Annotated in this window: 12 protein-coding genes; 6 read left to right on the plus strand and 6 right to left on the minus strand. The window is 70.8% G+C overall.

Annotated features, from left to right (window positions below):
• Nucleotides 1-5: 5 nt before the first annotated feature.
• Complete coding sequence (locus ACZ3H8_RS32515; protein ID WP_467407904.1) at nucleotides 6-500, minus strand: DUF3145 domain-containing protein; 495 nt, start codon at nucleotides 498-500, stop codon at nucleotides 6-8.
• A 261-nt stretch (nucleotides 501-761) separates the two neighbouring features.
• Between ACZ3H8_RS32515 and ACZ3H8_RS32520 the strand changes: the two genes are divergently transcribed.
• Together ACZ3H8_RS32520 and ACZ3H8_RS32525 are read left to right on the plus strand one after the other, a co-directional pair.
• Complete coding sequence (locus tag ACZ3H8_RS32520; RefSeq protein ID WP_467407906.1) at nucleotides 762-1,679, plus strand: SGNH/GDSL hydrolase family protein; 918 nt, start codon at nucleotides 762-764, stop codon at nucleotides 1,677-1,679.
• Nucleotides 1,680-1,850: 171 nt separating this feature from the next.
• Nucleotides 1,851-3,092 carry a pyroglutamyl-peptidase I gene (locus ACZ3H8_RS32525; RefSeq protein WP_467407907.1) on the plus strand — a complete coding sequence of 414 codons (1,242 nt, stop codon included), beginning with the start codon at nucleotides 1,851-1,853 and terminating at the stop codon, nucleotides 3,090-3,092.
• Nucleotides 3,093-3,543: 451 nt separating this feature from the next.
• Here ACZ3H8_RS32525 and ACZ3H8_RS32530 read toward each other — a convergent pair whose 3' ends face one another.
• Nucleotides 3,544-4,152 carry a LysE family translocator gene (locus ACZ3H8_RS32530; RefSeq protein WP_467407909.1) on the minus strand — a complete coding sequence of 203 codons (609 nt, stop codon included), beginning with the start codon at nucleotides 4,150-4,152 and terminating at the stop codon, nucleotides 3,544-3,546.
• A gap of 83 nt (nucleotides 4,153-4,235) precedes the next feature.
• Between ACZ3H8_RS32530 and ACZ3H8_RS32535 the strand changes: the two genes are divergently transcribed.
• Nucleotides 4,236-4,958 (plus strand): carbon-nitrogen hydrolase family protein, encoded by a 723-nt coding sequence (locus ACZ3H8_RS32535; protein ID WP_467407910.1) that lies wholly within the window; start codon nucleotides 4,236-4,238, stop codon nucleotides 4,956-4,958.
• On the opposite strand, the gene ACZ3H8_RS32540 is transcribed toward ACZ3H8_RS32535, so the two are convergent.
• A complete protein-coding gene (locus ACZ3H8_RS32540) occupies nucleotides 4,955-5,743 on the minus strand; it encodes an EI24 domain-containing protein (protein WP_467407911.1) in 789 nt (262 codons plus the stop codon). The two genes, ACZ3H8_RS32535 and ACZ3H8_RS32540, sit on opposite strands and share 4 nt — an antisense overlap.
• A 227-nt stretch (nucleotides 5,744-5,970) precedes the next feature.
• Here ACZ3H8_RS32540 and ACZ3H8_RS32545 point away from each other — a divergent pair, with 227 nt between their 5' ends.
• Nucleotides 5,971-8,520: a M14 family zinc carboxypeptidase gene (locus ACZ3H8_RS32545; protein WP_467407913.1), complete on the plus strand. Its 2,550-nt coding sequence runs from the start codon at nucleotides 5,971-5,973 to the stop codon at nucleotides 8,518-8,520.
• 57 nt (nucleotides 8,521-8,577) lie between these two features.
• Here the strand turns inward: ACZ3H8_RS32545 and ACZ3H8_RS32550 are convergent, their stop codons facing one another.
• Nucleotides 8,578-9,000 (minus strand): organic hydroperoxide resistance protein, encoded by a 423-nt coding sequence (locus ACZ3H8_RS32550; RefSeq protein ID WP_398988948.1) that lies wholly within the window; start codon nucleotides 8,998-9,000, stop codon nucleotides 8,578-8,580.
• Nucleotides 9,001-9,065: 65 nt separating this feature from the next.
• Complete coding sequence (locus ACZ3H8_RS32555) at nucleotides 9,066-10,085, minus strand: NADP-dependent oxidoreductase (protein ID WP_467407914.1); 1,020 nt, start codon at nucleotides 10,083-10,085, stop codon at nucleotides 9,066-9,068.
• A 90-nt stretch (nucleotides 10,086-10,175) separates the two neighbouring features.
• Here ACZ3H8_RS32555 and ACZ3H8_RS32560 point away from each other — a divergent pair, with 90 nt between their 5' ends.
• On the plus strand, nucleotides 10,176-10,619 hold the full coding sequence (locus ACZ3H8_RS32560; RefSeq protein WP_467407916.1) for a MarR family winged helix-turn-helix transcriptional regulator: 444 nt from the start codon (nucleotides 10,176-10,178) through the stop codon (nucleotides 10,617-10,619).
• 18 nt (nucleotides 10,620-10,637) lie between these two features.
• On the opposite strand, the gene ACZ3H8_RS32565 is transcribed toward ACZ3H8_RS32560, so the two are convergent.
• Nucleotides 10,638-11,330: an SCO2400 family protein gene (locus ACZ3H8_RS32565; RefSeq protein ID WP_467407917.1), complete on the minus strand. Its 693-nt coding sequence runs from the start codon at nucleotides 11,328-11,330 to the stop codon at nucleotides 10,638-10,640.
• 143 nt (nucleotides 11,331-11,473) lie between these two features.
• On the opposite strand from ACZ3H8_RS32565, the gene ACZ3H8_RS32570 reads away from it, so the two are divergent.
• On the plus strand, nucleotides 11,474-12,031 hold the full coding sequence (locus ACZ3H8_RS32570; RefSeq protein WP_467407919.1) for a hypothetical protein: 558 nt from the start codon (nucleotides 11,474-11,476) through the stop codon (nucleotides 12,029-12,031).
• The last annotated feature ends 88 nt before the right edge of the window (nucleotides 12,032-12,119 follow it).

Below are 12,119 nucleotides of genomic sequence, written 5' to 3' on the forward strand. Positions count from 1 at the left end.
GTCCGTCAGACGACCTGGTGGAGCCAGCGGACCGGCGCGCCCTCCCCCGCGTACCGGAACGGCTCCAGTTCGTCGTCCCACGGCTTGCCCAGCAGCTTCGCGATCTCCGCCTCGAGGTCCGTCTCACCCTGCGCCGAGCGCGTCAGCGCGGCGCGCAGCCGGTCCTCCGGGATCAGGATGTCGCCGTGGATCCCGGTGACGGCGTGAAAGATGCCGAGGCCGGGCGTGGCGCTGTAGCGCTCGCCCTCCGCCGTGGGGCAGGGCTCGGCGGTCACCTCGAAGCGCAGCATCTGCCAGCCGCGCAGCGCCGAGGCGAGTTTGGAGGCCGTGCCCACCTCGCCCTGCCAGGAGAACTCGGCTCTCCAGGTGCCGGGCGACGCGGGCTGGCGGATCCAGTCGAGCTGGACCCGCACACCAAGAACACCCGCCACCGCCCATTCGACGTGCGGGCACAGCGCGCGCGGCGCGGAGTGAACGTACAGAACGCCACGTGTCGTCACCGGGACCTCCAGTGTGGGACGAGGATCGCCTTTCCCAGCGGCCTCAGTAAACAGCATCGGGAGTCAAACTCCACAAAAGGGACAGTATGTGACGTGATGTAATTTACCGGAGCCGATGGGCACGATGCCTCTGGGTCGACGGGAAAAAGCTACCGTGAGTAGGTGGCCAAGGGGTGACGTAATGTCGGTCCGGGAGCCCGTACGCACCAAGCTTTCACTCGGCAGGACGTCACGGACCGGTGATACGGAGGGGATCTGGGCATGCGGGAGACGAGCCGGAAGCGCCGTTCGCGCAGCGTGGCAGCAGCGCTGACGGCAGCGGTCCTGCTCGCGACCGGCGCCCTGGCCGGATGTGACTCCGCGTCGGATACGCGGGGCAACGGCTCCCCCGCCAAGCGGCGGCCGTCGCCCAGCCCCACCCCCGTCTGGGACCGCAGCCCCGACTCCATCGCCGCCGTAGGCGACTCCATCACCCGCGGCTTCGACGCCTGCGTGGTGCTCTCCGACTGCCCGGAGGTGTCCTGGGCGACCGGCACGGACGCCACGGTGCGCAGCCTGGCGCTGCGGCTGATCGGGCAGCCCGCGGTTACGGAGCGCAGTTGGAACTTCGCCCGCTCCGGGGCCGATGTGGCGGACCTGGCCGAGCAGATGACGCAGGCGGCGGCCCGGAAGCCCGAGCTGGTGACGGTGATGGTCGGCGCGAACGACGCCTGCGCGGACACGGCGGATCGGATGACTCCGGTCGAGGAGTTCCGGAGTTCCTTCGCGGCGGCCCTGCGGCAGTTACGGCGCAGTGCGCCGAAGGCTCAGGTGTACGTGTCGAGCGTGCCGGATCTCAAGCGGCTCTGGTCGACCGGGCGCGGCAATCCACTGGGCCGGCAGATCTGGAAGCTGGGCATCTGCGCCTCCATGCTGGGCAACGCGGAGGACGAGAGCGTGAAGGCGCAGCAGCGGCGGGACCGGGTGCATGAGCGGGTCGTGGCGTACAACGAGGTGCTCAAGGATGTCTGCGGGAAGGATCTGCGCTGCCGGTACGACGGCGGGGCGGTCTTCGACTACCGGTTCAAGGGCGAGCAGTTGAGCCGCTGGGACTGGTTCCACCCGAGCAAGAACGGGCAGGGGCGGCTCGCGGAGATCGCCTACCGCAACGTCACGGCGGCGAAGCCACCACGGTCGTGAACCGGGGCTTTGCCCCGGGCCCGGGACCCGCGTCCCGGGCTGCTTCGCCGGGTTGCCGCTGCCGCCGGGCGGTGACTGCTGGGGTCGGAGCGGCCGGAGCGGCGGGAGTGACGCGGTAGCCAGGGGCGCGGCACGGACGCGATACTTCCGCCACCCGACGGAAGGATTCCCGTGTCCCGAATACGCGTGCGCCTGGACGTAGTTGGCGTCGCCCTCCTCGTACTCGCCCTCACCGGCTCCCCCCTCGCCGCGGCCGATCCAGCGCCTGCGCCTGCTTCGCCGTTCACTGTCGAGGAGCAGCGGCTCGACAAGGCCGTGCCCCAGGAGATCCTGCGGCGCAGCGGATTCGACACCGTGGCGCCGCGGTTCGCGCAGGCGCTGGAGGGGACGCGGTCCTTCCGGCAGGCCGAGCGGGCTGTCGTACGGCAGGGCGCGCAGCTGTGGGACCGGGCGGTGGACCGGGCGCAGGGCCGCGGCCCGGCGCGGGGCGATCTGAGCCGGGACGACGACCGGCCGCTGTACTGGGCGCGGCTCGGGATGACCCGCGAACTGCGGCAGTGGCAGCCGGGGTTCGGCCTGACGGACACGGAACGGGCGCGGCTCCTCGACCGCCTCGAGCGCTCGTCGCGCGGCCAGGACTCGATGCACCTCCCCGCGGGGAAGGGCTTCAAGCGGATCGTGATGACGGGCTTCGACCCCTTCACGCTGGACCGCGACATACGAATAAGCAACCCGTCCGGGGCGACTGCGCTGGCGCTGGACGGCACCTGGATCCGCACGGCGGACGGGCCCGCCCGGATCGAGACGGCCGTCTTCCCTGTGCGCTGGCAGGACTTCGCGGACGGCACGGTGGAGCGGACGTTGCGCACGCAGCTGCCGAAGGCCGACCTGTTCACGACGGTGAGCCAGGGGCGGGTGGGCCGTATCGACATCGAGCGCTCCAACGGCGCGTGGCGGGGCGGGTTCGGGGACAACGAGAACGTCTCGCGCACGGAGACGGTGCCGGTGACCGATCCGGCGTCGCAGCCGCAGTGGACGACGACGACGCTTCCGTACAAGGCGATTGTGGCGGCGGAGACGGGGCGCTTCCCGGTGTACGACAACACGACGGTGACGGAGATCCCGCCGGGCGCCACGACACCGGTGGTCAGCCCCGGGGGCCCGACACCCGGCTCGACGGCGCGCGCGGGTGGCGGCGGCAACTACCTCTCGAACGAGATTGCGTACCGGGCGACACTGCTGCGGGACCGGTTGGGGCTGGAGATTCCGGGGGGCCATGTGCATACGCCGGTACTGGAGTTCGGGGTGGGGAACACGACGGAGATCACGGACCCGGAGTTCGTGCGGAACCGGGTGGACATCATTGGGCAGGTCCGGGCGATTATCCGCGTGGCGGCGGAGACGTCGGGCTGAGGGCGGGGGGCAGCCTGCGGCGGGGCTTGTCCCCGCCCACCCGCCCATTGATGCGGGGGCGGGCCCCACACCCCGGGCGCGGCAGCTTCGCGCCGCCGGAGACACGGCGGTCGCTTCCGCCGCCCGCGCCAACGGGCCGGGGGCCCGCGCCCTTGATGTGGGGGCGGTCCCACAACCGCGGAAGCGACACCGCCGAGCGGCAGGCTTGTCCCCTGACGTGGGGGCGGCCCCCGGGGCGGCAGCTTCACGCCGCGGGAGACACGGCCGTCGCTACCTGCCGCCCGCGCCAAGCGCGGCCGGTCGGTCCGCCCGCCCGCCCGCCCGCCGCAGACTTGCCCACTGACATGGGGGCGGCGCCCCGGGGCGGCAGCTTCGCGCCGCGCCGAGCGGGCCCCGGAGTGCGCGGCAGCTTCGCGACGCCCGGACACAGCCCGGGCGGGGTGAAGCAGGCTCAGCGGGCGAAGCCCAGAGTTACTCCCAGGCCCACCAGGACCGAGCCGATCGCGCGGTTCAGGGTCTTCTGCCAGCGCAGCATCGCCGTGCGCAAGCGGGAGTTGGAGAAGAACAGCGCCACCACGCCGAACCACGCCAGGTGGGCGAACGACATGAACAGGCCGTAGCCCGCCTGTTGCCACAGGTGGGTGTCCGGGCCCACCACCTGGGTGAACGTGGAGACCACGAAGAGCGTCGTCTTCGGGTTGAGCGCGTTCGTGAGGAAGCCGGTGCGCAGCGCGCCCAGGCGCGTCAGGCCCGGCTTGGACTCCAGGTCCACCGCCAGATCGGGGCGTGCCCTGAAGGTGCGTACGCCGATGTAGACCAGGTACGCCGCGCCGACCAGTTTGATCGCCGTGAACAACTCCGTCGACGACGCGATCAGCAGGCCGACGCCGAGCATCGTGTACGTGACATGGACCAGGACGCCCGCGGCCACACCCACCGCCCCGAGCAGCCCCGTCGTACGGCCGTACAGATAGCTGTTGCGCACGACCATCGCGAAGTCGGCGCCCGGGCTGATGACGGCGAGGACGGTGATGACGGCGACTGCGATCACTTCGGTCATGCGCCGATGCTGGCCAGCGCCGCCCCCGCGAGCAATCGATTACGGGCTTTCTCCCGGATGGTGAGACGGCGATGATGGGGCGCATGAAGACCGCAGCTGCGCAATTCGCGTCCGTGCCGGGCGATGTCGGCGCCAATGTCCACGCCATGCACGGCCTCATCCGCGCGGCGTCCGGCCAAGGCGCGGATCTGGTCGTTTTCGCCGAGCTGGCCGTGACGGGGTACGAGCTGGAGCTCATCGCCAAGGACCCGGCGCTCTGGGTCGCGGAGGACGATCCGCGGCTCGACCCCATACGCGAAGCCTGCCGCGCCGAGCGCATCGCCGCCGTGGTGAACTGCGCCGCCCGCACCGGCGGCGAGCGGCCCGCCATCGCCTCGCTCGTCGTCGGCCCGCGCGGTGAGCTCCTCACCCGCTACGACAAGCAGCATCTGCACGGCCCTGAGCTCGACATCTTCGAGGCGGGCACAGCCGACGGCCGGTTCACCCTCGACGGCGTCCGCTTCGCACTGGCGATCTGCTACGACAACCGTTTCCCGGAGCTCGCCGAGCGAGCGAAACAGGACAACTGCCAGGTGTACGTGGCCAGTTCGGCGCTCGACGTGGAGAACGACTCCTTCGAGGCGGTCTACCCGGTCCGGGCCAGGGACAACGGCCTGTACGTGGTTCTCGGCAACGCCGTGGGGCTCAGCGACGCCGGTGACTGCCGCGGCGGCAGCGCCGTCTGGGGCCCGGACGGCGCGATGATCGCCGACGCGGGCACCGCGGCCCCCGGCCTCGCGGTGGCAGAGCTTCCCCGCCAGTCCTAGTCCTTGTGGAGGGTGTACCGGGCCGGACTCGCCGGCTCGGCGTCCGCGTCCGGCGCCACCAGGTCCCGCACCATCAGCGTCGCACCGGCCACCGCCCCCGGCATCAGGAACACGGCCAGGAACGGCACGAGGAACGCCAGCGTCAGCGGCACGCCGAAGCCGAGGGTCAGCAACCGACGGCCCCGCAGCAGCCCGAGGCGGTCCTTGAGCTCGACGCCGCGCCGCTGGAGGGCGACCGCGGTGAGCTCCTCCGCGAGGAAGAAGCCCGAGACGCAGAAGCCTATGACAGGGATGACGGTCTGGCCGACGACCGGGATGAAGCCGAGGGCGAAGAGCAGTACGCCGTAGAGCACGACCCGCCCCAGGACCCGCAGCGAGTCGCGCGCGGAGATCCACAGCTCCCGCCAGAGCGGCAGGCCGGACTCGGGGACGTCGCCGCCCTCGGTCCGGTCGACCTGCTCGGACAGCGACTCGTAGAAGGGCTGGCCGACCAGCAGCGTCACCGCGGTGAAGGTGATCACCGCGAGGAACAGCCCGAAGCAGAAGACGAGCGCGGTCAGGAAGCCCCGGAACAGGCCCTGCCAGGGCGAGGACCAGTCGTCGGCGAAGGGTGTCGTCCAAGCGGCGAAGTCGTCGGCGCCGTAGCCGAGGCCGACCAGCGCGGCCGCGTACAGCACCAGGGTCACCAGCCCCGGGAGCAGCCCGAAGCCGAACCACTTGCCGTGCCCGCCGACCCAGCGCTGGCCCTTCATCAAGTAACCGAAGCCCACCCCAAGATCACGCATGGGTACAGCTTATCGGGGTGCCGGAGCCGGCGTGGGGCCGAGCCCGGCCGGACCGGGGCTGCGGCACGATCGGCCCGGCGGGTGGTGCGCGAAGGGCCGGAGCCGAACCGGGAGTTACGCCCAAGCAGCTCTTGTTGTCCGGCAGTTGACCCTGTAGACCCCTGCGTACCACTAATCGTTGTGCTGATCGATTCCGATCGATTCCGACACTCCGGAGGCATGTACGCATGGGCTTGCCCCGCCCCCTTCTCATCGCCACCGCCGCCCTCGCCGGGGCGGTGCTTCTTGCGCCCGCGCCCGCGACCGCCCTCCCCGGTCGCGACGGCCCACAGCCCCATCCCGTACGCGAAGGCGGCGGGCGCGACACCGCAGTCGCCAAGGCCCCCCTCTCGGCCGCCGCCAACGCGCTGCGCACCGCGGCCCCCGAGCTCGCGAAGAGCGGCGGCTATCCACGGCGTACCGTCCTGGATGCGCCGCCCGTGAACCCGGCCGACAAGTCGATCAAGCTGGGGCTCGCGCCGTACCACGCGCTCGCCCCGCGGCTGAACGCCCTGCAGAAGCTCGGCGACCGGGTCAGCGTCGAGGTGGCCGGGCACTCCGCAGGCGGGCACGAGCTGTATCTCGTCACCGTCACCGCGCCCGAGACCTCCCGGCAGGCGCGCGAGCAGGAGCGGATGCGGGAGCTGATCGAGAACTCCCCGGCCGCCGCCGCCAAGGACAAGCGCGTCAAGTCCGCCTACAAGACGCCGGTGTTCATCAACAACAACATCCACGGCAATGAGTGGGAGGGCACCGACGCCGCCCTGAAGCTCATCGAGGAGCTGGCGAAGGCGAAGGACGGCACGACTGCCGGCCTGCTGTCCAAGAACCGTATCTACCTCAATGTGACGGCCAACCCGGACGGCCGCATCGCCGGCACCCGCGCCAATGCCAACGGCTTCGACCTCAACCGGGACTTCATCACCGGATCCCAGCCCGAGGCGCGCGCCATCCGGCAGATCGCCATCGACAAGCAGCCGGCCCTCATGCTCGATCTGCACGGTTACGTCAACGGCACGCTGATCGAGCCGACGACTCCGCCGCACGGCGAGAACTACGAGTACGACCTCTTCCTCAAGAATTCGTACGCCAATGCGCTGGGCATGGAGAAGGCGGTGAACGGCCTCGGCTACACCCCCGCCAAGGATGGTGTGCAGCCCGCCGTCATCCCCTTCCGGGACGAGAAGGAGGGCTGGGACGACTGGCCGCCGATCTTCACCCCGCAGTACATGCCGTTCCAGGGCGCGATCGCCTCGCACACCATCGAGTTCCCGATGGCGGTCAACAACGAGGAGTACGACTCCCTGCCGGTCGCCGAGCTGCGCCGCCGGGCCGCGATCAACACGGCCGTCGCGGGCGCGGCGATGCGCGCGACGCTCGACTACACGCGTACGCACCGCACGTCGGTGATCGCCGACCAGATCGAGACCTTCCGGCGGGGCGCTGCCGGCGAGGCGCAGCGGCCGGTCTCGGAGGAGACCGTGCCGGGCGTGCCGGGCATCGGTCCCGAGGACGTGTACACCACGGCCTTCCCGCGCGCGTACGTCATTCCGGCGGGGCGCGGCCAGAGGTCGGCGACCGCGGCGGCCCGGCTGGTGGACCATCTGGTTGCCAACGACGTACGGGTGGAGCGGGCGGTGCTGCCGTTCAGGCTCGCGGGCCGCAGCTATCCGGCGGGGTCGTACGTCGTCGACATGCGCCAGCCCAAGCGCGGCATCGCCAATGTGATCCTGGCCGAGGGCCGGGACATCAGCGCGGACGTGTCCACGATGTACGACATCTCGGGCTGGAGCCTCGGGCTGCTGTGGGGCGCGACCGTGGACAGGGCTGCCAAGGGCAAGCTGCATGTGGTGGGCCGCCCGGTCCATGCTGCCGCGCCCACCGGCTATGTGGCCCCGTTCGGTGATCTGCGGCTGCGGCTCGACGACCCGAAGGAGCTCGCCGCCCTCAACTCCCTGCTCGTGCAGGGGGTGAAGGTGCGGCGCGCCGCGGACGGCTCGGCGATCGTGCCGGGTTCGGCCCGCGGTGTGGCGGGCGTGCTCGCCGGCCGTCTCGGGGTCGCCTTCTCGGCCACGAAGGAGAAGGGCACGGGCTCGCTGCACCGGACCAGGGTCGCCGCGGCCGTGACCCCCGGTGAGCTGTTCGCGCTGCGCGAGATGGGCTTCGAGGTACAGCCGGTGTCGACGGCCGCTCTCAACGCTGGCTTCGACTGGTCGAAGGCGGATGTGCTGATGGTCTCGGGCGGTCTGGAGTACGAGCGGCTGACCCCGGCCGCCCGCGGCGCGCTGGACGCCTTCCTCGCGGGCGACGGCGGTGTGGTGGCCCTCGGCTCAGACGGCGCGGCCTTCAACGCCGATGCGGGTCTGATCGCGGTCAAGCCGGTGGCGGGCAACGGCGACGCCAACGGCGTGGTCCGGGTGGCCAATGCGGCCGGCAGCCCGGTCACCGGCGGCGCGCCCGCGCACACCTTCGTGTACTCCCCGCTCTGGTTCACCGACCTCGGCCCGGGTGTGCGGGTGGAGCAGTCGTACGGCTCGGGGAACCCGCTCGTCGCGGGCCACTGGCGCACGACGGAGGACGGCAAGGGTGGCCCTAAGGACGCGGCCGGCCGGGCGTCGATCGTCAGCGGTACGAGCGCGAAGGGCACGCCGGTCGTGCTGTTCGGCACGGAGCCACTGTTCCGCGACCACCCGAAGGGCGTGTTCGCGCAGGTCGGCCGGGCGCTGATCACACGCTGAGTACGCAGCGAGGGCCGCACCCCGGACGGGGTGCGGCCCTCCTGTACGCAGCGCCGGTCAGACGGCGAGGTCGACCGTGATGTTGCCGCGGGTCGCCTTGGAGTACGGGCAGACCTGGTGGGCCTTCTCGAGCAGGTCCTTGGCGGTGGCGGCGTCCACGTTCGGGATGTTCGCGGAGATCTTGACGATGATCCCGAAGCCCTCGTCGTTCTTGCCTATGCCGACCTCGGCGGTGACCGTCGAGCCCGAAAGGTCTGCGTTCTCCCGGCGGGCGACGACACCCAGAGCACCCTGGAAGCAGGCGCTGTAACCGGCGGCGAAGAGCTGCTCCGGGTTGGTTCCCGCGCCGGAACCGCCCATCTCCTTCGGCGGGTTGACGACCAGGTCGAGCCGGCCGTCGTGGGTGACGACGCGGCCGTCACGGCCGTTCTCCGCGGTGGCGGCAGCGGTGTACAGGACGTCGGACTGCTGGATGGACATGAAGAAGTTTCCTGTCGCTGGTTCACCCCGGCTCGCGCCCACGACCGCGGTGGCTGAGGCCGAGCCTAGCTGGTCAGCGAAACGATCATCTTGCCGGTGTTCTCACCGCGCAGCAGACCGAGGAACGCGTCGTAGCCGTTCTCGATGCCCTCGACGACGGTCTCGTTGTACTTGAGCTCGCCGGAGGCGATCCAGCCCGCGACCTCACGGACGAACTCCGGCTGGAGCGCGGCGTGGTCGCCCACGAGCACGCCCTGCAGGCGCAGCCGCTTGCCGATGACCATGGCGAGGTTGCGCGGTCCTGGGGTCGGCTCGGTGTTGTTGTACTGGGCGATCATGCCGCAGATGGTCGCGCGGCCGTGCACGTTGAGCGAGGAGATCGCGGCCTCCAGGTGGTCCCCGCCGACGTTGTCGAAGTAGACGTCGATGCCGTCGGGGGCGGCGTCCTTCAGCTGCTGCGCGACCGGGCCGTTCTTGTAGTTGAAGGCCGCGTCGAAGCCGTACTCCTCGACCAGGAGCTTGACCTTCTCGTCCGAGCCCGCCGAGCCGATGACGCGGGAGGCGCCCTTGAGCTTGGCCATCTGGCCGACCTGGCTGCCCACCGCGCCGGCCGCGCCGGAGACGAAGACCGCGTCGCCCTCCTTGAAGGAGGCGACCTCGAAGAGCCCGGCGTAGGCGGTCAGACCGGTCATGCCCAGCACTCCGAGGTAGGCGGAGAGCGGGGCGAGCGAGGCGTCGACCTTGGTGGCGTGCTTCGCGGGCATCGCGGCGTACTCGCGCCAGCCGAGCCCGTGCAGGACGTGGTCACCGACGGCGAAGCCCTCGGCTCCCGAGGCGATGACCTCGCCGACAGCGCCGCCCTCCATGGGGTGGTCGAGCTTGAAGGGCGGGGTGTACGACTTCACGTCGTTCATCCGGCCGCGCATGTACGGGTCGACCGAGAAGTACAGATTGCGTACGAGGATGCGACCCTCGCCCGGCTCGGTCACCGGCGCTTCACGCAGAGCGAAGTCCTCCGCCTTGGGCCAGCCGTGCGGGCGGGCGACCAGGTGCCATTCACGACCGGACGCGGGGAGTGCGGACATGCTGCGTTCCTCCTAGAAAAGCTTCACTATGTGAAACAACCATGCTCATGGATATTTCATGTTGTCAAGTAACTGGGTATCCTGTTCGCCATGGCCACCCCACGAACAGACACCCTGACCGTCGAAGTCGTCGAGCTCATCGGCGCCGTTGTGGCCCGCTACCACGCGGAGTACGAGCAGGCCGCGGCCAAGCACTCACTCACCGGCGCGCAGGCGCGGGTACTGGGACTGCTGACCCTGGAGCCGATGCCCATGCGACGCGTCGCGCAGAAACTGAGGTGCGAGCCGTCGAACATCACCGGCATCGTGGACCGGCTGGCGAGCCGCGGACTGGTGGAGCGACGGCCTGATCCGAACGACCGCAGGGTGAAACTGGCCGCACCGACGAAGGACGGGGTCGACACCGCGCGGCGGCTGCGGGAATCACTGGACTTCGCGCGCGAGCCGCTGGCCGAGCTGTCGGACGAGGAGCGGAAGATGCTGCGGGACCTGCTCAAGCGGATGCTGGGCGAAGCGGCTCCGGCCGTGCCGTAGCCCTCGGTCACCCGACCGCTAGATGCACCAAAAGAGGAACTGGTTGCAGGTCTGGGTGGGCGTCGGGGTCGGCGTGGGGCCCGAGGACGGGGGGTCGGCCGGGGCCGATCTGCTCGGCCGCCCCGAGTTCGACGGCTCCGTACTGGCGGACGGCTGCACGACGGAGGGCGCGGCGGACGGCCTGCCGCCGCCCCGGCTCGTGGCAGTCGGCTTCCCGGTGCCGCCGCTGCCCGTGCCGCCGGTGCCGGTTCTCGTCGGGCGTGCGGAACTCGACGCCGAGACGGGCGACTCCGTCACCGGGTCGGGGCCCTCGGAGGTGACATCGACGTCTGTGGGCTCAGGAGGGGGCTCCGTCTCGACGTCCGGCTCTTCCTTGACGGCGGTGGCCGCGCCCTCGTCCCCCGGATTCTCCATGGCCAGCTCGGCGAGGCTCAGCGCACCCGCAGCGAGCACCAGGCCGAAGGTGCCGAGCAGCACCTTGCGGCCACGCCGCTTACGGGCCCGGCGCCCGGACGCGGCCCTGCGCCGGGAACTGTTCTGGCGATGGGCACGCCGATGGCCCGCCGGCTCGGACACCTCGTCCAGTTCGAGGACGTGCTCCGCCGCGGGCGCAATGGGGCTCTGATACCGGAGCTCCTCAACGGGTGTACCGCAGCCGGCACAGGCCAGAGCGCCGTTGAGGTGCCGACGGCACTGGTTGCAGTAATCCATGGCGCCCGCAGGCTATGCGGCGCGGAGGGACCAGTGGTGAATGAGCCTGTGAGGATTTTGTGTGGACCCCTCATCTTGGCTGCGAGTCAGCTTCTCGTCAGTGACGGCGCGTTCGTCCCGGGCAGCGGGGCAGGATGTCGGACATGACCCCTGCCGCACCGTTCGGGCCCCGCGAATTCCAGCTGGTACTGCTACGCCGGATGGCTGACCATCAACCCGGTCTCGTCGAGGACGCCCGCCACGAACTGGGCGCGTCCCTCGCCGAGATGCGCGAGGCCAACCGCCGCTGGCAGGCCATGGCCCGCTCGCCGAGGGGCCGCGGCGCGCTCGCCCGCTACCGCTCGGTGCTCGGGAAGCCGGAGCAGGTCGTACGTCGGCGGATCGGCGACCTCGAGTGCGACGCGCTGCTGTGGCCCGTAGCGCTCTGGCCCGATCTGCGCTTCGAGGTGCTGGCAGCGGACGGCGGGGCGGTGTGGAACGAATGGCTGGTCCGCGCCCCGGGGGCGGCGGGACCCGAGTTGCGTACGGCCGATGACCTGGTGCCGTGGTCGTGCACGGTGGACGAGGTGGCAAGAGCGTTTCCTCCGGCCAGACCGATGGAGGGCTCGGCGCCGACGCGATGGCAGCTGGCGTTCACCCTCCCCGACGGCGAGCAGGGCATCGCGGAGTTCTGCTGGGGACTGCTGCAGAGACGGCTGTAGCCGGGGCGCGACAGCCACCGATCGGCCGAACAAATCTGGCGGGTCGTCAGCTCCATACCCCCGACCGGCTCACCCAGCGCGCGAACTT

This window comes from Streptomyces sp. NPDC002868, assembly GCF_055563295.1.